This is a genomic window from Seohaeicola saemankumensis (genome assembly GCF_042678485.1).
In the GTDB taxonomy this organism is placed as follows: Bacteria; Pseudomonadota; Alphaproteobacteria; order Rhodobacterales; family Rhodobacteraceae; genus Seohaeicola; species Seohaeicola saemankumensis.
Window position 1 is genome coordinate 274,457 of the sequence record NZ_JBHTKR010000004.1, and the last position, 20,151, is coordinate 294,607.

General features: G+C 59.5%; 20 protein-coding genes. 10 read left to right on the plus strand and 10 right to left on the minus strand.

Annotation, left to right across the window (positions count from 1 at the left end; all coding sequences use genetic code 11):
* Positions 1–76: 76 nt before the first annotated feature.
* Both dnaJ and dnaK read right to left on the minus strand, forming a co-directional pair.
* Entirely contained in the window at positions 77–1,225 is a 1,149-nt protein-coding gene (gene dnaJ / locus ACFQ3C_RS10985) for a molecular chaperone DnaJ (RefSeq protein ID WP_380791639.1), read from the minus strand.
* A gap of 71 nt (positions 1,226–1,296) precedes the next feature.
* The gene (dnaK, locus tag ACFQ3C_RS10990) at positions 1,297–3,213 is read right to left on the minus strand and encodes a molecular chaperone DnaK (RefSeq protein ID WP_380791641.1); all 1,917 of its coding nucleotides are present in this window, start codon (positions 3,211–3,213) and stop codon (positions 1,297–1,299) included.
* A 242-nt stretch (positions 3,214–3,455) separates the two neighbouring features.
* On the opposite strand from dnaK, the gene ACFQ3C_RS10995 reads away from it, so the two are divergent.
* Positions 3,456–4,064 carry an alpha-ketoglutarate-dependent dioxygenase AlkB family protein gene (locus tag ACFQ3C_RS10995; RefSeq protein ID WP_380791643.1) on the plus strand — a complete coding sequence of 203 codons (609 nt, stop codon included), beginning with the start codon at positions 3,456–3,458 and terminating at the stop codon, positions 4,062–4,064.
* On the opposite strand, the gene ACFQ3C_RS11000 is transcribed toward ACFQ3C_RS10995, so the two are convergent.
* On the minus strand, positions 4,065–4,889 hold the full coding sequence (locus tag ACFQ3C_RS11000; protein ID WP_380791645.1) for an ABC transporter permease: 825 nt from the start codon (positions 4,887–4,889) through the stop codon (positions 4,065–4,067).
* 146 nt (positions 4,890–5,035) lie between these two features.
* Here ACFQ3C_RS11000 and cysQ point away from each other — a divergent pair, with 146 nt between their 5' ends.
* From cysQ to ACFQ3C_RS11045, 9 genes are all read left to right on the plus strand, one after another.
* Positions 5,036–5,833 carry a 3'(2'),5'-bisphosphate nucleotidase CysQ gene (gene cysQ, locus ACFQ3C_RS11005; RefSeq protein WP_380791647.1) on the plus strand — a complete coding sequence of 266 codons (798 nt, stop codon included), beginning with the start codon at positions 5,036–5,038 and terminating at the stop codon, positions 5,831–5,833.
* Complete coding sequence (locus tag ACFQ3C_RS11010; RefSeq protein WP_380791649.1) at positions 5,833–6,633, plus strand: 3-deoxy-manno-octulosonate cytidylyltransferase; 801 nt, start codon at positions 5,833–5,835, stop codon at positions 6,631–6,633. Before cysQ ends, ACFQ3C_RS11010 begins: the two co-directional genes overlap by 1 nt.
* Positions 6,630–7,856, plus strand: coding sequence for a glycosyltransferase family 2 protein (locus ACFQ3C_RS11015; RefSeq protein WP_380791651.1), 1,227 nt, complete (start codon positions 6,630–6,632; stop codon positions 7,854–7,856). Before ACFQ3C_RS11010 ends, ACFQ3C_RS11015 begins: the two co-directional genes overlap by 4 nt.
* A gap of 142 nt (positions 7,857–7,998) precedes the next feature.
* Complete coding sequence (gene galU / locus ACFQ3C_RS11020; RefSeq protein WP_380791653.1) at positions 7,999–8,892, plus strand: UTP--glucose-1-phosphate uridylyltransferase GalU; 894 nt, start codon at positions 7,999–8,001, stop codon at positions 8,890–8,892.
* 19 nt (positions 8,893–8,911) lie between these two features.
* On the plus strand, positions 8,912–9,895 hold the full coding sequence (gene galE, locus ACFQ3C_RS11025) for a UDP-glucose 4-epimerase GalE (protein ID WP_380791655.1): 984 nt from the start codon (positions 8,912–8,914) through the stop codon (positions 9,893–9,895).
* Positions 9,888–11,120 carry a glycosyltransferase family 4 protein gene (locus tag ACFQ3C_RS11030; RefSeq protein WP_380791657.1) on the plus strand — a complete coding sequence of 411 codons (1,233 nt, stop codon included), beginning with the start codon at positions 9,888–9,890 and terminating at the stop codon, positions 11,118–11,120. Before galE ends, ACFQ3C_RS11030 begins: the two co-directional genes overlap by 8 nt.
* Before the next feature lie 74 nt (positions 11,121–11,194).
* Complete coding sequence (locus ACFQ3C_RS11035; RefSeq protein WP_380792131.1) at positions 11,195–12,181, plus strand: glycosyltransferase family 2 protein; 987 nt, start codon at positions 11,195–11,197, stop codon at positions 12,179–12,181.
* Positions 12,178–13,875, plus strand: a complete 1,698-nt coding sequence (locus tag ACFQ3C_RS11040) for a DUF5927 domain-containing protein (RefSeq protein WP_380791659.1) — start codon at positions 12,178–12,180, stop codon at positions 13,873–13,875. Before ACFQ3C_RS11035 ends, ACFQ3C_RS11040 begins: the two co-directional genes overlap by 4 nt.
* Positions 13,875–15,314 (plus strand): sulfotransferase family 2 domain-containing protein, encoded by a 1,440-nt coding sequence (locus tag ACFQ3C_RS11045; RefSeq protein ID WP_380791661.1) that lies wholly within the window; start codon positions 13,875–13,877, stop codon positions 15,312–15,314. The genes ACFQ3C_RS11040 and ACFQ3C_RS11045 overlap by 1 nt, the downstream gene beginning before the upstream one ends.
* On the opposite strand, the gene ACFQ3C_RS11050 is transcribed toward ACFQ3C_RS11045, so the two are convergent.
* From ACFQ3C_RS11050 to ACFQ3C_RS11080, 7 genes are all read right to left on the minus strand, one after another.
* Positions 15,315–15,779 carry a PTS sugar transporter subunit IIA gene (locus ACFQ3C_RS11050; protein ID WP_380791663.1) on the minus strand — a complete coding sequence of 155 codons (465 nt, stop codon included), beginning with the start codon at positions 15,777–15,779 and terminating at the stop codon, positions 15,315–15,317. It lies immediately after the preceding gene.
* A gap of 37 nt (positions 15,780–15,816) precedes the next feature.
* The gene (hpf, locus tag ACFQ3C_RS11055; protein ID WP_380791665.1) at positions 15,817–16,383 is read right to left on the minus strand and encodes a ribosome hibernation-promoting factor, HPF/YfiA family; all 567 of its coding nucleotides are present in this window, start codon (positions 16,381–16,383) and stop codon (positions 15,817–15,819) included.
* Between the two features lie 260 nt (positions 16,384–16,643).
* Positions 16,644–17,402, minus strand: coding sequence for an LPS export ABC transporter ATP-binding protein (gene lptB / locus ACFQ3C_RS11060; RefSeq protein WP_380791667.1), 759 nt, complete (start codon positions 17,400–17,402; stop codon positions 16,644–16,646).
* Positions 17,403–17,404: 2 nt separating this feature from the next.
* Positions 17,405–17,953, minus strand: a complete 549-nt coding sequence (locus ACFQ3C_RS11065) for an LptA/OstA family protein (RefSeq protein ID WP_380791669.1) — start codon at positions 17,951–17,953, stop codon at positions 17,405–17,407.
* Positions 17,937–18,542, minus strand: coding sequence for an LPS export ABC transporter periplasmic protein LptC (gene lptC / locus ACFQ3C_RS11070; RefSeq protein ID WP_380791671.1), 606 nt, complete (start codon positions 18,540–18,542; stop codon positions 17,937–17,939). The genes ACFQ3C_RS11065 and lptC overlap by 17 nt, the downstream gene beginning before the upstream one ends.
* A gap of 3 nt (positions 18,543–18,545) precedes the next feature.
* On the minus strand, positions 18,546–19,514 hold the full coding sequence (locus ACFQ3C_RS11075; RefSeq protein WP_380791673.1) for a KpsF/GutQ family sugar-phosphate isomerase: 969 nt from the start codon (positions 19,512–19,514) through the stop codon (positions 18,546–18,548).
* Positions 19,514–20,125 (minus strand): ribonuclease D, encoded by a 612-nt coding sequence (locus ACFQ3C_RS11080; protein WP_380791675.1) that lies wholly within the window; start codon positions 20,123–20,125, stop codon positions 19,514–19,516. Before ACFQ3C_RS11080 ends, ACFQ3C_RS11075 begins: the two co-directional genes overlap by 1 nt.
* Positions 20,126–20,151 lie beyond the last annotated feature (26 nt).

Here is a 20,151-nt window from a genome sequence, read left to right on the forward strand (position 1 = left end):
AAACGCAACGGCGCCAGACGAAAACGGGCGCATGGCTGCATGCCATACGCCCGTCCCATGTGATGAAAGAAGGATCTTAACCCTTCATGCTGTCCCAGAATGTCTTGACCGAAGAAAAGAAGCTTTTGCTTTCGGGGTTGTTATCCTCTGACAAGGCTTCGAACTCGCGCAGCAGGTCTTTCTGACGGCTTGTCAGATTGACGGGCGTTTCAACGGCAAGTTCGATGAACATGTCACCGGCGGGACCCCCGCGCAGCGCAGGCATACCTTTCGAACGCAGGCGCATTTGCCGTCCCGACTGACTTCCGGCGGGAATTTTCACGCGGCTGCGTCCGCCATCGATCGTGGGCACCTCGATATCGCCACCAAGCGCTGCGGTGGTCATCGAAACCGGAACGCGGCAGAAAAGGTTGGTATTCTCGCGCTCGAACAGATCGTGTTTCGTCACCTCGATGAAAATGTACAGATCACCCGAGGGGCCGCCGCGCATCCCGGCTTCACCTTCACCGGCAAGGCGAATGCGCGTGCCGGTTTCGACACCGGCCGGGATATTCACCGAAAGCGCGCGATCCTTGTGAACGCGACCCTGACCGGCGCAAGCCTTGCAGGGGTTCTTGATGATCTGACCCAGGCCGCCACAGGTCGGACAGGTGCGTTCAACCGTAAAGAAACCTTGTTGCGCGCGCACCTTTCCCATGCCCGAACAGGTGGGGCAGGTTTGCGGCTCGGCGCCGCCTTCCGCACCTGATCCGCTGCACGACGAGCACGATACAGAGGTGGGAACATTGATCGTCTTCTGAAGCCCTGAATAGGCTTCTTCCAGTGAAACCCGCAGATTGTAGCGCAGATCGGCACCGCGCGCCGCGCGCCCGCGTCCGCCGCCGCGCCCACCCATGAAATCGCCGAACAGGTCGTCGAACACATCGGAAAACGCACTGGCAAAGTCACCCTGGTTGCCGCCAAAGCCGCCGGGACGCCCGCCGCCGCCGCCCATGCCCCCCTCGAAGGCCGCATGGCCGAAACGGTCATAGGCCGCCTTCTTCTCGGCGTCCTTCAGAACCTCATAGGCTTCGTTGGCTTCCTTGAACTGAGCCTCTGCATCGGGATTGTCGGCGTTGCGATCCGGATGCAGTTCTTTCGCCTTGGTGCGATAGGCCTTCTTGATCTCGTCCGCCGAGGCCCCGCGCGCAATACCGAGCACGTCGTAATAGTCACGTTTTGCCATTGGGGATCCCCCTCATGTGGAACGGTAAGGGCCGGCCCGGTCCGGACCGGCCCCCGTGTTCCGCGAAACGCTTACGAGCGCTTGTTGTCGCCCAGGTCTTCGAAATCGGCATCGACGATGTCGTCATCATCGTTACCGCGCTGACCCTGAGAGGACGTCGGCTCATCTTCGTCAGCATCCTGGCTGGCCTTGTAGATCGCCTCGCCCAGTTTCATCGCCGCCTCGGTCACGTTCTGGATGCCCGACTTGATCTTGTCGGCATTGTCGGTTTCCAGTTCGTCCTTCAGCGCGGCAATCGCCAATTCGATAGCCTCGATGGTCGTCGGATCAACCTTGTCGCCATGTTCTTCCATCGACTTTTCGGTCGAATGGATCAGGCTTTCAGCCTGGTTCCTGGCTTCCACCAGGCCCCGGCGTTTCTTATCCGCCTCGGCGTTCTCCTCGGCATCCTTGACCATCTTTTCGATATCCTCATCGCTGAGGCCGCCCGACGCCTGAATCGTGATCTTCTGTTCCTTGCCGGTGCCTTTGTCCCTGGCGCTGACCGACACGATGCCGTTGGCGTCGATATCAAACGTCACCTCGATCTGCGGCATGCCGCGCGGGGCGGGCGGGATGTTTTCCAGGTTGAACTGGCCCAGCATCTTGTTGTCCGCCGCCATTTCACGCTCGCCCTGGAACACGCGGATGGTCACCGCGTTCTGATTGTCCTCGGCGGTCGAGAAGACCTGGCTTTTCTTGGTCGGAATGGTTGTGTTGCGGTCGATCAGACGGGTGAAAACCCCGCCCAGCGTTTCGATACCCAGCGACAGCGGCGTCACGTCCAGCAGGACCACATCTTTCACGTCGCCCTGAAGAACACCGGCCTGGATGGCCGCGCCCAGCGCCACGACCTCGTCGGGGTTTACGCCCTTGTGGGGCTCTTTCCCGAAGAATTTGGTCACTTCTTCCACGACCTTGGGCATGCGGGTCATACCGCCGACCAGCACGACCTCGTCGATATCGGCCGTGGTCAGGCCCGCATCCTTGAGGGCGGCCTGGCAGGGCTTCATCGAGGCCTTGATCAGGTCATTGACCAGACTTTCCAGCTTGGCGCGGGTCAGCTTCATCACCAGGTGAAGCGGCTGGCCGGTTGCGCTGTTCATCGAGATGAACGGCTGGTTGATTTCCGTCTGACTGGAGGAGGATAGCTCGATCTTGGCCTTCTCGGCTGCTTCCTTGAGGCGCTGCAGCGCCATCTTGTCCAGGGTCAGGTCGACGCCATGCTCTTTCTTGAACTCGTCCGCCAGGTAGTTGACGATACGCATGTCAAAGTCTTCACCACCCAGGAAGGTATCGCCATTGGTGGATTTCACTTCGAACAAACCATCGTCGATTTCGAGGATGGTGACGTCGAAGGTACCGCCGCCAAGGTCATAGACCGCGATGATCTGGCTGTCTTTCTTGTCCAGGCCATACGCCAGGGCGGCGGCTGTCGGCTCGTTGATGATCCGCAGCACTTCCAGGCCGGCGATCTTGCCGGCATCCTTTGTGGCCTGACGCTGGGCGTCGTTGAAATAGGCGGGCACGGTGATGACGGCTTGCGTCACCTCTTCGCCAAGATAGGACTCGGCGGTTTCCTTCATCTTGCCCAGAATGAAGGCGGAAATCTGCGAGGGGCTATACTTCTCGCCGCGGGCCTTCACCCAGGCGTCGCCATTGCCGCCGTCGATCACGGTAAACGGCAGGTTCTTCTTGTCCTTTGCAAGGTCCGCGTCATCGAACCGGCGGCCGATCAGGCGCTTCACGCCAAAGATCGTGTTGTCCGGGTTGGTGACGGCCTGACGCTTGGCCGGCTGGCCGACAAGGCGCTCGTTTTCGGTGAAAGCGACGATCGATGGCGTGGTGCGCGCACCTTCCGAGTTTTCGATCACGCGAGGCTGGCTGCCATCCATGATGGCGATACAGCTGTTGGTGGTTCCCAGGTCAATACCAATGACTTTGGCCATGTTTTCGATCCCTTCTGACTTCAAGGCGATGACACGAGGATCAGACCCGTTCCGGCATCCGCACCCCGATCCTGTTTGTGATGTCTGCCCGCTTTTCCACAGGGCCGATCATCACGCTTCCGAGCGTATATAAGGAGGGGTCCAAGGGCCTGCAAGCACCGTACCTGTGGCCTTTTAGGGATTCCGCGGTAAATTTGATCCGGACGCACCCAAGCTGGACGCCAATCATCAAGGGCAAGAGGATGACGGAACCCACGACGACCCTGAAGGGCATCGACATCTTTCAGGGTCATTTGGATCGGGACATGCAGGTGTCACTGCTTGAAGACCTGCGCGATGTGATCCGTGTGGCCCCCTTGTTTTCACCTGTCACAGCCAGTGGAAAGCCGATGTCAGTCCGCATGACCTCGGCTGGACGGCTGGGGTGGGTGTCTGACAGGAACGGCTACAGATACCAGGATCGCCACCCCCAGGGCACGCCCTGGCCAGCCATCCCCGCGCGCGTTCTTGACCTGTGGCACGATCTGGTCGATCCGCTGCGTGCGCCTGATTGCTGTTTGGTCAACTTTTACAGCGAAGGAGCGCGTATGGGCCTGCATCAGGACAGGGACGAGCGTGATTTCTCATGGCCGGTTCTGTCATTGTCACTTGGCGATGATGGGCTTTTCCGCGTTGGGGGCAGCCAGAAAGGCGGCTCGAGAGCCTCTGTCTGGTTGAAATCGGGTGATGTCCTGCGAATGGGCGGCGACGCACGGCTGGCCTTCCATGGCGTTGACAGAATCCGCTTCCGATCCTCACGCCTTCTGCCGAAAGGGGGGCGTATCAACCTGACCTTGCGGGTCGTCGGGTGATCAGCGTCGGGCACTCCAGCTGACCGAGGCATGGCGGCGGGTGTAGAACTCGCCCATAAGGCCGATCGTCAAAAGGACCGTGCCCACGATGATGGCATATTCATACGAGCTGTAGCGCGGCGTGTAGTTGATGAAGACGAAGCCCCTTGCCTGGTCGATCGCATGGAACAGGGGGTTCCAGTCGAACATCGCCAGCATGAAGGATGGCAGCGTATTGGCCACGAACATCTTGCCAGAGGCGATCATGTTGGCCCGCTGATAGACCGTCGTGAAAATGCTGACGAATGTGGGAAACCACGGTTTTATCGACAACAGCAGAACACCCAGCGACAGACCCGTGTACCAGGCGATCAGCAGCATCCCGAAAGCCGCAACTGGCTGATCTATCGTGATGGGTGTGAAAAGCGTGTGGTAGCCGAACAGGATCACCACAAGCGACAACACCTGAATGTAAAGCGTGCCAAGCGCTGCTGCGGCAATCACGATGATCGTGTTCAGGGGCGCATGTTGCATCATGGGGGATGCCGGCCCTTCGGATCCGACGACGGCGCCAAGGGTTTTTGTATGGGTCATGTACAGAAAAATGCCGGACATGATGTAGAGCAGGAAATCCCCGCGCAGCGCGGCACCGCGCAATCCCAGCAGGGTGAACATCACGTAGAAAGCCAGCACAAAAAGGGCGGTCTGCAACATGTTCACAAGAATCGACAGCACGGCATTGCCATGCGACTTGCGGATGCTGCGTACGACGCTGTGGTAGATCAGTTCGGCAATCGTAAGCGCCGCGCCAAGACCTGATTGCCTGAAATTGGAAGTCTGAAACATTACCGTCAACTGCCTGCCTGGTGCCTGCGCGATCTGTCTGTCCACTCCGGGACACTTGCCGACCTGCAATCCCTTCATCATAAGGGTAGGGCGTAAAGAGAACAACAATCCTGCCCGCGAGGCACGAAGATTGTGGGAGTATGTGATTGGATTACCAGAAACTGACCGAAGTCATGCGCCGCCTGTCCATCGAGGCTGGTGCGGTCATCATGAAGATCTACGAGGCTGACGATTTTGAAGTCAAGGTGAAGTCCGACTCGAGCCCCGTGACCGAGGCGGACGAGGCGGCTGATGCCCTGATCTCGGCGGGGTTGCGGGCTGCCTTTCCGGAAATCACCCTGGTCACGGAAGAACAGGCCGCGTCACATTTGCAGATGGCCGACAGGTTTCTGATTGTAGATCCGCTGGACGGCACCAAGGAATTCGTGAACCGGCGCGGCGACTTCACCGTGAATATCGCCTATGTAGAGACTGGTGTGCCGACGCGTGGCGTCGTCTATGCGCCAGCGCGCGGGCGGATGTTCTTCACCCTCGCCGACGGCACCGCTGTCGAGGAAACCGGCGCGCTGGACCCGGCGATGATGGGCGACGTAACCCCGATCCGTGTCGGGACACCCGATAATGCAGCGCTGATGGTCGTGGCGTCCAAGTCGCATCGTGATCAGGCGACTGATGACTACATCTCGAAATATGCGGTCAGAGACATGACAAGCGCCGGGTCATCGCTCAAGTTCTGTCTTGTCGCGACCGGCGAGGCGGATCTCTATCCCAGGGTCGGACGGACGATGGAATGGGATACGGCAGCCGGCCATGCCGTGTTGCGCGGCGCGGGCGGAGATGTCGTGCGCTTCGATGATCACAGCCCCCTGACGTATGGCAAGGAAGGCTATGCCAATCCGTTTTTCATTGCCTATGCCCCCGGAGTCGAGTTGAAGAAACCCTGATGTCTGTCCTTATCGTCATTCCCGCCCGCTATGCCTCGACCCGCTATCCCGGCAAACCACTTGTGGCCTTGACCGGGGCAACCGGGCTGAAACAGAGCCTGATTGAACGCTCCTGGCGGGCCGCGATGCAGGTGCGCGGCGTTGACAGGGTTGTGGTTGCCACCGATGACGATCGCATCCGGGTGGCGGCGGAAGCCTTTGGCGCAGAGGTCGTCATGACCTCAAGCGATTGTCAGAACGGAACCGAGCGCTGCGCCGAGGCACATGCCGCCCTGGGCCTTGGGTTCGACATGGTCGTGAACCTTCAGGGCGACGCTCCGCTGACGCCCCCCTGGTTCGTAGAGGACCTGATCGCAGGGCTGGATGCCGATTCCGCCGCACAGGTGGCCACGCCGGTTCTGCGCTGCGACGGTCGCGCGTTGAACGGCTTTCTCGACGATCGCAAGAATGGCCGCGTCGGCGGGACAACGGCCGTTTTCAGCCATAACAGACACGCATTATACTTCTCGAAAGAGGTTATTCCCTATACCTCGCGCCGTTATGCACAGGACGAAGACACCCCTGTTTTTCACCATGTCGGCGTATATGCCTACCGACCGGCCGCACTTGCCGATTACATGGGTTGGCCAACCGGCCCCCTGGAAAGCCTTGAGGGCCTTGAACAACTCAGGTTCCTTGAGAATGGCCGCAGGCTTCTCTGCGTCGAGGTGGATGCGCGCGGACGTCAGTTCTGGGAATTGAACAACCCCGAGGATGTGGCACGACTTGAAACCATGATGGCGGAAATGGGCATGGAATGACAGAACCCCGGGTCAGTATCGTCATCGTCAGTCGGCAAAGACCGGCGGCCTTGTCGCTATGCCTGGCAGCTGTCGCGCGCCTGACCTATCCGGTCTACGAGGTCATCGTGGTCGCCGATCAATCCGGTCTGCGGGCCGTGAAGGACCTCCCATTCGCCGAATCGATCAAATCCGTAGCCTTCGAGGAGCCGAATATCGCGGCGGCCCGCAATCGCGGTATTGCCCAGGCGGCAGGGCAGGTTGTTGCCTTCATCGACGATGACGCAGTGCCCGAACCCAGGTGGCTGGATCATCTGGTCATGCCATTTGTCGATCCTTCGGTGGCGGCGGCAGGGGGATTTGTTCTTGGGCGGAACGGCATATCCTACCAATGGCGGGGACGTGTGGTGGATCACGCGGGAACCACCCGTGATGTGGCACTGAACCCCCGCAATCCGACAATTCTGACGCCGCCGACCGGGTGGGCCGTAAAGACCGAGGGCACGAACATGGCCATTCGCCGCGATGTGCTGGCGCAGATGGGCGGTTTCGATCCGGCATTCCATTTCTACATGGACGAAACCGATGTGAACATGCGCCTTGCCGCAGCTGGCCATGCGACGGCCATCGTGCCCTTGGCGCAGGTTCATCACGGATATGCCGCAAGCCCCAGGCGTCGACAGGACAGGACCGTGCGGGATCTGCGCCAGATCGCGGCATCGACCGTTGTTTTCCTCAGAAAGCACTGCCCTTCCGCGCAACATGATGTGACACTTGCCGCCGCGCTGTCCGAGCAGCGCAAGCGCCTGTTGTCCCAGATGATGACCGGACAGCAAGAACCTGGCGATATTCGCCGCCTGCTGCGGGGATGGTCCGACGGTCTTGTGGAAGGGCGAACCCGGGAATTGACCGTACCCATGGCAATGCCAGAGGCGCAAACCGGTTTCCTGCCGTTTCCGAGCCTGTTTTCATCCGGTCACCATATCATTCAAGGGTATCTGACCCAGGCCCGCGCGTTGCGCGAGCAAGCAATCCGTTCAGCAGAACAGGGCAAGACAGTCTCGCTTTTCCTGCTGTCGCGCACCGCGCTCTATCACAGGGTAAGGTTTCACCCGGCCGGTTACTGGGAACAGACAGGTGGCCTTTTCGGGCGCAGCGATCGCAGCGGGGCGCTTTTTCGTTTCAGCCGACTGTCCAGCCGCGTTGCAAGAGAGATCGAAAGGATCGGCGCGGCCCGGTTCTGAGGTGCCATTGACAGATCTCCTGCAGGATCGGTGAAAAACGGCCGATTCCTCACCTTTTGACGTGCCTATCCATTCAAAAGAGTGATAATGAACTTATCTGTTATGTGCCGCCTTTTGCGGTTGTTTGCCAAGGATTCGAGGAATGCGGAAGAAACTCACGAAAGCCATTTTTCCGGTCGCCGGCCTGGGAACACGATTCCTGCCCGCGACGAAATCTGTGCCGAAGGAGATCATGACCCTGGTTGACCGGCCGTTGATCCAATACGCGATCGACGAGGCGCGCGCGGCCGGTATCAAGGAGTTCATTTTCGTGACTTCGCGGGGCAAGGGCGCGCTTGAAGACTACTTCGACCATGCGCCGCAGCTTGAGTCGGAACTGCGTAAAAAGGGCAAGACCGAACTTCTTGAGATCCTCAAGACCACCAATATGGACAGCGGCGCGATCGCCTATATCCGGCAGCACAAGGCCTTGGGGCTTGGGCATGCCGTCTGGTGCGCCCGCAGACTGATCGCGGACGAGCCTTTCGCCGTGATTCTGCCTGATGACGTGATCGCCGCTGAAAAGCCCTGTCTGCAGCAGATGGTCGAAGCCTATAACGAGACGGGCGGCAACATCGTCGCCGCGATGGAGGTTTCACCCGAGCGGGCCTCGTCCTACGGTATTCTCGACATCCAAGAGGACATGGGGACCGTTGTTTCAGTCAAGGGCATGGTTGAAAAGCCGGCGGCCGGTACGCAGCCTTCGAACCTTGCCGTGATCGGACGCTATATCCTGACCCCGCATATTTTGAACAATCTCAACAAGATGAAAACAGGTGCCGGCGGCGAAATCCAGTTGACCGATGCCATCGCGCAAGAAATCGAAGAGGGGCGGAAAGTCTACGGGTATCGTTTCCGTGGACAGCGCTTCGATTGCGGGTCAAAGGCCGGTTTCCTTCAGGCAACCGTTTCTTTCGGGCTGTCTCGGGCTGATCTGAGGGACGATCTGGCACGCTACCTGCGAGAGATCATCTCGCAGGATCTGGCAGCCGAGTGAACGCTGCGGGAGCTGACTATTGAAAACGGTTCTGGTGACGGGCGGTGCGGGATACATAGGGTCGCACGCTTGCAAAGCGCTTCATCAGGCCGGGTACATCCCTGTCACCTTTGACAACCTGAGCACCGGCTGGCGCAACGCGGTCAAGTTCGGCCCTTACGAACATGGCGACCTGCGTGATCGCGACCGACTGGATCAGGTATTCCAGACCTATCGGCCCGTTGCCGTCATGCATTTTGCAGCGCTCAGCCTGGTAGGCGAAAGCGTGGCTGACCCCGGGAAATATTGGGATAACAACGTAACAGGGTCGCTTCGCCTGATCGAAGCCGCGGTTTCGGCCGGCTGCATGAATGTTGTCTTTTCGTCGACCTGTGCAACCTATGGCGATCAGGACAACGTCGTATTGAACGAGGATAGCCAGCAACATCCGATCAATCCCTACGGTGCCAGCAAGCGCGCAATCGAAGAGATTCTGCGCGACTTCAGCGTGGCCTATGGCTTGAATCACGTGATTTTCCGATACTTCAACGTGGCCGGCGCGGATCCAGAGGCCGAGATTGGTGAGTTCCATCAACCTGAAACCCATCTGATCCCCTTGCTGCTTCAGGCCATCGACGGGCAACGCGACGCGTTGACGATACACGGTGTCGATTACCCCTCTCCCGACGGGACATGCATCCGGGATTATGTCCATGTCTGCGACCTGGTGGACGCGCATGTGCTGGGTTTGCGCTGGTTGGAGCAGGGGCAGGGATCGCGTGTGTTCAATCTTGGTACAGGAACGGGGTTTTCGGTGCGCGAGGTGATCGAAGAGGCCCGTGCCGTCACCAATCAGCCTGTCCCGGTCGTTGAAGGGCCGAGACGGGCGGGCGACTGCACCAAGCTTGTGTCAGGGTCTTCCCGCGCCGCTCAAGAGCTGGGGTGGACGCCTGCACGCTCGACGATGCGCACCATGATCGCGGATGCCTGGCGTTGGCATCAAACCGGGCATTACAGTGACTGAACCCACTGCGGCGCGGTTGCTTGACCTCACGCGACTGGTCAGGCGTGCAGCCCGTTTGCCCACCGGCATCGACAGGGTGGAGCTGGCCTATCTGGATGCCTTTCTGGCCGATTCAGTCTCTGTTTTCGGGCTGATCAGAACCGCATGGGGCTGTCTGCTGCTGGATCGTCAAGGCTTGACGGTTTGCCGCCGCAAGTTGTCGGGGCAGGACCCGTGGGGCCGCCCTGATCTGCTGTCCCGCTTGCGGCGTGGACTGAGCGAGAACCGCCAGCGCGCGGAATCCGACATGCGCCGCATTGCCCTTGCACGATCATTGCCATCGCGTCTGGGCAAGATGCTGGCCAAGCACCTTCCGGCGGGCACTGCCTATGTGAATGTGGGCCACACCAATCTTTCCAATCAGGTCCTGCAGGCGATGCGACCCGGTCTGGACGCACGGATCGTCGTGATGATCCACGACACGATCCCGCTTGATTTCCCTCAGTATCAGCGGGACGGATCGCCCGAGGCGTTTCGGAACATGGTGCGGCGGGTGCAGCGCCACGCCAGCGTCATTCTGTGCAATTCGGCCCAGACCCGCGATGATGTCATCCGTCACATGCAACCGCTTGGGCCAGTCCCGGACATCAGGGTCGCGCATCTGGGCGTGGATGTTCCTTGGCCGGAGGATGACGCGCCCTTTCCAGTCGGATTTGACAAGAACAGACCCTGTTTCACCACGGTTGGCACGATCGAACCGCGCAAGAACCACATCTTTCTGCTCGACCTATGGGCAGAGATGGCAGCGACATTGCCCGCAGACCAGGTGCCGCAACTGCTGATCTGCGGGGCGCGTGGCTGGAAAAACAACGAGGTTTTTGCCCGCCTGGATCATGATCCGCTGCTCAGGCAACATGTGTTCGAAATGCCGGGCCTGTCGGACGAACAGATCGCGGCGCTGCTGGTGCGATCTTGCGGGGCGCTCTTTCCCAGCGTGGCGGAAGGGTTCGGCCTGCCCCCCGCCGAGGCGCTTGCGCTGGGCGTGCCCGTCATCTGCAACAATCTGGGAATATATCGTGAAACCCTTGGCGATTATCCCATTTACGCAAACGTCAAGGACAGGTATCTTTGGCGCGATAAAATAATGATGCTGGCTTCGGATCAGCACGACAGGCAGAATGCAGGCAACAGGTTCAAACCGCCCCTTTGGCAGGACCACTTCAACGCCGTGTTAAGCTGTTTGTGATTGTTTGTCAGGCACCCGCAAGGCGCTTGGCGAGGTATGGAAGGCAAGGATTGGGCGTCTGGCAGTCATATCGTCTGAGACTTCAGCGCAAGCGCTGGCTGCTGCGCGCCTGGCGTAAGCGGCGCGAATTGCGACCCGTGACCAGCAGGACGGACAAGATCAAGCCGGGCGATATCCTGTTGTTCTCGACGCTTCGCAATGAACAGCTGCGGCTTCCCTATTTCCTGCAATACTACCGTGACATGGGCGTGAACCACTTCCTTCTGGTGGATAACGACAGCACGGATGGGTCCCTGGAATATCTTGCGGACCAGCCCGATGTGTCCTTGTGGCATACAAGGCACGGATACAAACGGGCGCGTTTCGGCGTGGACTGGTTGAACTGGCTGCAGATGCAACATGCCCATGGGCATTGGTCGCTTGTCGTCGATCCGGATGAATTCCTGATCTATCCTTTCTGCGATACCCGATCGCTCAGGGCGTTGACCGACTGGCTGGATGCGTCGTCGATCAAGTCCTTCGCGGCCATGCTGCTGGATATGTATCCCAAGGGTCCGATCAGCGCGCAGACCTATCGGCAAGGCCAGGACCCGATCGAGATTGCCAATTGGTTCGATGCGGGCAACTACAGCATCAAGCGCAACAAGCGGTTCGGCAATCTCTGGATACAGGGCGGGCCCCGCAGCCGCGTGTTCTTTGCGAACCAGCCTGAAAAGGCGCCGGCGTTGAACAAGATACCATTGGTCAAATGGGACAAGCGCTACACCTATGTCAGCTCGACCCATATGCTGTTGCCGCGCGGTCTGAACCTGGTCTACGACGAGTGGGGCGGGGAAAAGGCCAGTGGCGTTCTGCTGCATGCCAAGTTCATGAACACCTTTCCGGCCAAGGCCCAGGAAGAATTGACGCGCAAGCAGCATTACGCGGCCTCGGTGGAATACAAGGCCTATGCCGAAACCCTGCAGGACGACCCGGATCTTTGGTGCAAGTGGTCCGAGAGATACATCAACTGGCGCCAGCTGGAGATTCTGGGCCTCATGTCCAAGGGTAACTGGGCATGAGCGTCGGGATCGTGATGCTTGTCCATACGGCCCTGGGCCGGGCCGAGCAGGTCGCACGCCATTGGGCGGCGGGGGGCTGTTCTGTCGTCATCCATGTGGACAGGTCCGTTCCGAAAAAGACCTATACGGCCTTTGTCGACGCGCTGTCAGACCTTGACCAGGTGCAGTTCTGCAAGCGGCATCGCTGCGAATGGGGCACATGGGGCATTGTCGCCGCATCGCAAGCCGGGGCCGAGATGATGCTGGCCCGGTTCCCTGATGTGCGACATGTCTACCTTGCCTCCGGCTCTTGTCTGCCGCTTCGCCCGGTGCAGGAGTTGATCGACTATCTTGCCGCGCGCCCGAGAACCGATTTCATCGAAAGCGCCACGACTGCCGATGTCCCCTGGACTGTCGGTGGCCTTGATCAGGAAAGGTTCACGCTGCGTTTTCCCTTTTCATGGAAGCGTCAAAGGTACCTGTTCGATGCTTTCGTCAAGCTGCAGCGCAAGATCGGTCTGAAACGCAAGATGCCGAACGGGCTGGTGCCGCATATGGGAAGCCAGTGGTGGTGTCTGACCCGTCAGACCCTGTCCGCGATCCTTCAGGATCCGGAACGATCCACCTATGACAGCTTTTTCAAACGCGTCTGGATCCCCGATGAAAGCTATTTCCAGTCGCTTGCAAGGCTCTATTCCAGCCATATCGAAAGCCGTTCGCTGACACTCAGCAAGTTCGATTTTCAGGGCAAGCCGCATATTTTCTACGATGACCACCTGCAATTGCTGCGGCGGTCTGACTGTTTCGTGGCGCGCAAGATATGGCCTCATGCGAACCGGCTTTACGAAGTCTTCCTGACCGATGCCGCTGGCGCCATGAAGAAGACAGAGCCGAACCCGGGAAAGATCGACCGTATCTTCGCCAAGGCGGTCGAACGCCGGACGCGCGGGCGTGCCGGGCTTTACATGCAAAGCCGCTTTCCGAACCCAGGCTGGGAAAACGGTATCACATCCAGCCCCTATTCCGTGTTCGAGGGGTTCTCCGATCTATTCGAGGATTTCGAAGGCTGGCTGGCCAAGGCAACCAGCGCGCGTGTGCATGGGCATCTGTTCGCGCCTGATCGTGTCGAATTCGCAGGTGGACAAAGCCTGATGAACGGCGCGCTGTCTGACAGTGCGGTGCTGCGTGACTACAACCCCCGATCCTTCTTGTGTAACCTGATCTGGAACACGCGCGGCGAAAGGCAGTGCTTTCAGTTCGGCCCGGCAGATAACCAGGACATCGGGTGGGAATTCGCCAAGGACCCGAATGCACAGGTTTCCGTGATCTCGGGTGCCTGGGCGGTTCCTTTGTTTCGGTCCAACCGGAATTTCGCTGATATCCGGAAGGAAGCAGCCTTGTTGCAACGGATCGAAAGCGAACATCTGAACATCTTGCGTTCACCCTACGTCAAGGCCAAGGTCCGGATATGGACCATGGCCGAATTCATCGAAGCGCCGATGGAGCCCCTGCAGACGATCCTGGACGAGATCGGCAATCGGGCTCTGCGACGTCTGGCCGAGGTTCCCAAGATGGTCGAGCTGGATGGTTTCGGCCAATTCCTGCAGAACCTCAAGAACCAGGGCATGCACCCCTATCTGATGGGCGATTTCCCCGTGGCGCGTGACCTGCCGTCGATGCCCCAATCGCCGCGCAAACCGTATCTGGTGCGCTGATGAAATCAGGACGGTTCGATTATTTCATCGTTTTTGCCGAAATGCGGACAGGATCGAATTTCCTGGAAACCAATCTGAATGCCTATGACGGGCTGACCTGCCTTGGCGAAGCCTTCAACCCGCATTTCATCGGCTATCCCAACCGTACCGATATCCTGGGTATCACGCAGCCGATGCGTGATGCGGATCCGCAGCGATTGATCGAAGCGGTCAAGCACGGCACGGCGGGTCTGGGTGGGTTCAGGTTCTTTCACGATCATGATCAGCGAGTGCTGGACATTGCGTTGTCCGATCCGCGATGCGCCAAGATCATACTGACGCGCAATCCGGTCGACAGCTACGTGTCCTGGAAAATCGCGCAGGCCACCGGGCAGTGGAAGCTGACCAATGTCGCCAAGCGGAAAGAGGCGAGGGCCGTCTTCGACCGCGCCGAGTTCGAGGCGCATTTGACCGCCTTGCAGGAGTTTCAGATCACCTTGCTGCACGCGCTGCAAGTCACCGGCCAAACTGCCTTCTACGTGGCCTATGAAGACCTGCAGGATGTGGCGGTGATGAACGGGCTGGCGCGTTTCCTGGGGATCGAACAGCAGCTGGACAGCCTGGACGAGAGCCTGAAAAAACAAAACCCCGAGGCGATTTCCGAGAAGGTGCGGAATTTCGACCAGATGGCCGATGCCCTGGCCAGGCTTGATCGCTTCAACCTGACGCGCACGCCGAACTTTGAACCGCGCCGGGGTGCTGCCGTGCCGGGTTACGTGGCGGCTGCGCGTTCCCCGCTTTTGTATTTGCCCATAAGGTCCGGTCCGGAAACCCAGGTTATGGAATGGATGGCCGCGCTGGATGGGGTCGACAGTGATGGTTTGCAGACAAAGTTCACCCAGAAGACCCTGCGACAGTGGATGCGCGCCCATTCTGTTCATCGCAGCTTTACCGTTCTGCGTCATCCGGTTGCCCGTGCACATGCGGCCTTCTGCGAAAAGATCCTGATCCCCGGCCCTGGCAATTTCACGGAAATACGCAAGATCCTGCGAAAGTCGCATGGTTTGCAGATCCCTGAGACACTACCTGATCCCGGTTATGACAAAGACGCGCATCGCGCGGCCTTCAAGGTGTTCCTGGATTTCCTCAAGGCTAATCTTGCAGGGCAGACCATGGTGCGCGTGGATGCCTCCTGGGCCAGCCAGTTGCAGGTTCTACAGGGCTATGCGCAGTTCGCATTGCCGGACATGATCCTGCGCGAGGATGAGATCGAGGTATATTTGCCGGCGCTCGCGCAGCAGATGGGGCATGATGATCCGCCCATCCCGCAAGACGCGCCCACCGACCGCCCCTTTGCCTTGTCAGACATATACGATGAGGACATCGAAGACTGCGTGAGCGGGATCTATCAGCGCGACTACACGACCTTCGGGTTTTCAGACTGGCAACAGATCGGTTGATCAGGCGGCCTGCACGGTCTGCGCCTCTGTCAGAATGGTATAGAGCGTCACGGGATCGGTGTTTGCACGCAGCTTGGTGCAGACCGAAGGTTCGCGCAGGGTGCGTGACACCAGCGCCAGCGCCTTGAGATGTTCGACCCCGGCGTTCTCGGGCGCGAACAGGGCAAAGATGATGTCGACCGGCGCACGGTCAACCGCGTCGAAGTCGATCGGTTTTTCCAGCAGGATGAAAGCGCCTTGCACGGCATCAAGCCCCGGAATGCGCGCATGTGGCAGGGCAACGCCATGGCCGACGCCTGTCGGCCCCAGGGTCTCGCGTTCGATCAGGGCTTCGACGGCAGTGGCGGCATTGATCTTGTAGACCGATGCCGCCAGCTCTCCCAGATCATGAAGAAGCCGCTTCTTGCTCGTTGCCGAGGTGATGACCTTTACAGCCTCGGGTCTGAGGATCGTCGAAATCTTCATGCGCGCTCAGTGCTCCGGTTTCCGGCGCCCGCTGCCGTTATCGCGGGTCTATCCAGCCGATATTGCCGTCTTCGCGGCGATATACCACGTTCACTCCGGCCTTACCTTCGTTTCGGAAAACCAGAACCGGCGCGCCTGCAAGCTCCATTTGCATGACCGCTTCACCCACCGACAGAGAAGGTATCTTCGTCTCCATCTCGGCGATGATCATCGGTTGCAGCGAAGCAGGCTCCGAATCCTCGTTATTCCCCTCAGCCGCGAGGATATACGAGGACGCGCCCATGAGTTCAACCGGCTCGGTCCACTCCCGGTGGTGGTCCTTCAGGCGGCGCTTGTAGCGGCGCAACTGCTTGTCCATTTTCTCGTTGCAGGCATCAAAAGCAGCGTAGATCTCATTGGCATGGGCTTTGGCCGCCGCAGTCAGCCCACTGGACAGGTGCACTGTCGCTTCGCAGACAAACTCATGGGCCGACTTGGAAAATACGACTGTCGCATCTGTGGGACGCTGCGCATATTTTGCCATCACGATACCCATTTCGTTCTTCACATGGGTTTGAAGGGCTTCGCCAATGTCGATTTGCTTGCCACTGATCTGATAGCGCATCATGTCTCCTTTGCATGACAATTCGGGGGCGCCTTGCATGGCTGTCCAGCCATGTCCTCCTCACACCCGATTGCTGGATTTGGACGGTCGTGCAGCGTGCTTCCGGCCTTGCCACGATGATAAGGCACCAACTGAACAAGAAGGACTCGGCTTGACTGTCATAACTCCATTGGAGGCGAATGCATGGGGGTCTGTCAATCAGAACAAGCGGTTCAGGCGCTTTGCTGCGGCACAATACCGTTTCCGGAAAGTCCGCATCATCACGAGATGCGAAAGCCTTCGCCAAGGTAGACGCGGCGCACATTCTCGTTCTGGACGACTTCGTCGGGCGTGCCTGACATCAACACCTTTCCGTCATGCAGGATATAGGCGCGATCCACGATCTCGAGCGTCTCGCGGACATTGTGATCGGTGATCAGCACGCCGATCCCGCGTTTCTTCAGATCAGCGACCAGATGCCGGATATCGCCCACGCTGATCGGGTCAACCCCGGCAAAGGGTTCGTCCAGCAGCAGGTATTTCGGGTCTGCTGCCAGGCAGCGGGCGATTTCGACCCGCCGCCTTTCACCACCCGACAAGGCCAGTGCCGGCGCCCGGCGCAGATGCTCGATCGAGAATTCCGACAGCAGTTCTTCCAGGCGCTCGCGACGCTTGTGCCGGTCCTTGACCGAGATATCCAGAATGGCGCCGATGTTGTCCTCGACCGAAAGGCCGCGAAAGATCGACATTTCCTGCGGCAGATAGCCGATGCCCAGCTTGGCGCGGCGATACATCGGCAGGTTGGTCACGTCGCGCCCGTCGATGGTGACCTGCCCGCCTTCGGGATAGACCAGCCCCGCGATGGCATAGAACGTGGTTGATTTACCGGAACCGTTGGGACCCAGAAGGGCCACCACCTCGCCGCGGTTCAGCTCCATGCTGAAATCGCGGATCACGACACGCTTCTTGTAGCTTTTCAAAAGATGTCTGACACGCAGGCCCGATTGCCCCTCGGTGACGGTCAATTGGGGTTTCGCCATTCTCAATCCGATCCGCGCAGGATGGTCCTTACGCGCCCATCCATCTGCGCCGTGCCCCCTTCGAGATCCACGGTCATCCGCTCGGAAGTCAGGGCACTGCCGCCTTGGGTCAGCAGAACATTCCCCTGCATCACGACCTGACCGCCATCCACATTGTAATCGGCGCGCTCTGCCTCGGCCGCGTCCGGCCCGCTGACCAGGGTTACACCGCCGGTTGCTTCCAGCCGGGCTATTCTGCCCTGCTGGCCTTCCGTGGCCTCTGCATAGACGACAAGAACGCGCGGGGCCGCCAGCCGCATCTCGCCCTGGATGATCACGACATTGCCGGTAAAGATCGCAGTTCCGTCCTGCTGGCTGACGGACAGGCTGTCAGCCGTCACCTCAACCGGCAACGAGGTATCCTGCTGGATCACTCCGAATGCCAGGTTGGTGCTTTGCGCCCGCGCAAACCCGGCCAGTCCGGGGACGGCAACGGCACACACCAGGGCGGCGACGATCAGGGAATGGCGGCGGAACGGCACAGGTTGGTCTTTCTCAGTTTCGCGGATCATATATCAGCTTGACGCCGTTTGTGAAAAGCAAATGGACGTCACCTGTCTGCGGATCGGAGGAGAGTGTCATTTTACCGGCATCCAGCTTGCCGGGCGGACCGATTCCGCTGATTGGCCCGCTGGATTCCGCCGCCACCTCTCGCATGCTTGTCGTCAGCATATCGGTCGTGACCCGGTAACCGGTCGAACTGGTCAGCACCACATCACCTTCGAGAATCGCAATTCCCTGCACATCGTCCACCGTTCCGATCAGCGACGTGATGTTGATCTGTGCGCCATGCGATAGGTCGATCCGCGCCGACATCGTCTGGGCGATCACACGCTCGGATTGGTTGGGGTCAACCCGCGCATTTGCCGCGATGAAAGCCACCAGGTGCCCTTCCTCGGTGGCGCCCGCAAAGGATGGCTCGGTGATCTGCTGGCTGCCGGTACGGCTTTCCAGATCGGCGCGACTGATCGGGATGGACTTGGTCGGATCGACGGTGCGCGACAGCAGGAACAAGGTCGACAACAGGGCAAGAGCGGTCAGTGGCAGAATTATCTTCAGCCCTGTGATGACGCGGGATCGCAGACCGTCGCGCGGATCCATGGCCTAACCCAGACCTACGCGCAGGCAATCGTGGATATGCAAAAGACCTATGGCTGGCCCCGGTTCTGCGGGATCCACCACGAAAAGGCAGGTGATCTTGCGTTCGTTCATCACCCCGACGGCTGCCTCGGCCAGGGCATCCGGCCCGATTGTGCGTGGATTGCGGGTCATCACATCACCGGCGGTCAGGGACAACAGCCCGTCCATGTGGCGCCGCAGGTCACCGTCAGTGATGATGCCCGTCAGCCGCCCGGTGGCGTCGGTCACGCCGACCACGCCAAATCCCTTTCGGCTGATCTCGAGAAGCGTGTCGCCCATAGGGGCCGCGTCACTGACCAATGGCAAGGCGTCTTCCACATGCATCAGATCGCGCACCCTGGACAGTTGCGCCCCCAGCTTTCCACCAGGGTGAAAGTTGCGGAAATCCTCTGGCTGGAACTGCCTGTGTTCCATCAAGGCGACGGCCAGCGCGTCGCCAAGCGCCAGCGTCATCGTCGTGGATGTCGTGGGCACGACCCCGGTGCCGCAAGCCTCGGTCGCGCGGGGCAGGGTGATGGCCACATCCGATTGCTTGAGCAGGGTCGAATCTGCTCTGCTGGCCACCCCGATCATCGGTATATTGAAGCGGCGCGAATATGCGATCATGTCGGCCAGCTCGGGTGTTTCGCCCGAATTGGACAACATCAGCAACACGTCATCCGGTGTCAGCATCCCCAGGTCGCCATGGCTGGCTTCGGCAGGATGGACAAATTGGGCAGGGGTTCCGGTACTGGCCAGTGTTGCCGCGATCTTGCGCGCGACATGCCCTGACTTGCCCATACCGGACACGATCACCCGACCGCGCGCGCCCAGCATCATCTCGACGGCCTGGGCAAACTCGCCCCCAAGCCCATCAGCCAGTTGCGCCAGCCCTTCGGCTTCGGTGCGGATCACCCGGCGGGCGGTCTCCAGGAATGTCTGATGCTTGTCCATCAATGTGCAAAGATGTCCATTTCCGGCCAACCGGCCAGATCAAGTTTCGCGCGCATCGGCAGGAAATCGAAGCAGGCCTTCGCCATCCCGTCCCGACCTTCGCGGACCAGCATCGCATCAAGCGCATCCTTGAGGCGGTGCAGATAAAGCACGTCTGACGCAGCATAATCCATCTGCGCCGCGGTCAGATTGGCGGCGCCCCAGTCGCTTTGCTGCTGCTGCTTTGACACATCCACCCCCACCAGATCCTGCAACAGGTACTTCAACCCGTGCCGATCCGTGAAGGTGCGTACCAGCTTGCTGGCGATCTTGGTGCAATAGACCGGCTGCGCCAGCGCACCAAAGGCATTGTACATCGCCGCGATGTCGAACCGTCCGAAATGGAACAGCTTGAGCACGTCGGGATTTTCCAGCAGCGCGGCCAGATTGGGCGCCTGTCTCTGGCCCTGTTCGATCTGGACAATATGGCAATGGCCGTCACCACCCGACAGCTGCACCACGCACAGCCGGTCCCGGTGAGGATTCAGGCCCATGGTTTCACAATCAATTGCGACGACCGGACCCAGGTCCAGGTCGGATGGCAGATCGTTCTTGTACAGATAGTTTGTCATGTCATTCCCTTCGCGGAGGGAATGGT

Coding starts and splice junctions, on each gene's coding strand:
- dnaJ (WP_380791639.1), bottom strand. CDS start 1,225: ATGGCAAAACGTGACTATTACGACGTGCTCGGTATTGCGCGCGGGGCC.
- dnaK (WP_380791641.1), bottom strand. CDS start 3,213: ATGGCCAAAGTCATTGGTATTGACCTGGGAACCACCAACAGCTGTATC.
- ACFQ3C_RS10995 (WP_380791643.1), top strand. CDS start 3,456: ATGACGGAACCCACGACGACCCTGAAGGGCATCGACATCTTTCAGGGT.
- ACFQ3C_RS11000 (WP_380791645.1), bottom strand. CDS start 4,889: ATGTTTCAGACTTCCAATTTCAGGCAATCAGGTCTTGGCGCGGCGCTT.
- ACFQ3C_RS11010 (WP_380791649.1), top strand. CDS start 5,833: ATGTCTGTCCTTATCGTCATTCCCGCCCGCTATGCCTCGACCCGCTAT.
- ACFQ3C_RS11015 (WP_380791651.1), top strand. CDS start 6,630: ATGACAGAACCCCGGGTCAGTATCGTCATCGTCAGTCGGCAAAGACCG.
- galU (WP_380791653.1), top strand. CDS start 7,999: ATGCGGAAGAAACTCACGAAAGCCATTTTTCCGGTCGCCGGCCTGGGA.
- ACFQ3C_RS11040 (WP_380791659.1), top strand. CDS start 12,178: ATGAGCGTCGGGATCGTGATGCTTGTCCATACGGCCCTGGGCCGGGCC.
- ACFQ3C_RS11045 (WP_380791661.1), top strand. CDS start 13,875: ATGAAATCAGGACGGTTCGATTATTTCATCGTTTTTGCCGAAATGCGG.
- ACFQ3C_RS11050 (WP_380791663.1), bottom strand. CDS start 15,779: ATGAAGATTTCGACGATCCTCAGACCCGAGGCTGTAAAGGTCATCACC.
- hpf (WP_380791665.1), bottom strand. CDS start 16,383: ATGCGCTATCAGATCAGTGGCAAGCAAATCGACATTGGCGAAGCCCTT.
- lptB (WP_380791667.1), bottom strand. CDS start 17,402: ATGGCGAAACCCCAATTGACCGTCACCGAGGGGCAATCGGGCCTGCGT.
- ACFQ3C_RS11065 (WP_380791669.1), bottom strand. CDS start 17,953: ATGATCCGCGAAACTGAGAAAGACCAACCTGTGCCGTTCCGCCGCCAT.
- lptC (WP_380791671.1), bottom strand. CDS start 18,542: ATGGATCCGCGCGACGGTCTGCGATCCCGCGTCATCACAGGGCTGAAG.
- ACFQ3C_RS11075 (WP_380791673.1), bottom strand. CDS start 19,514: ATGGACAAGCATCAGACATTCCTGGAGACCGCCCGCCGGGTGATCCGC.
- ACFQ3C_RS11080 (WP_380791675.1), bottom strand. CDS start 20,125: ATGACAAACTATCTGTACAAGAACGATCTGCCATCCGACCTGGACCTG.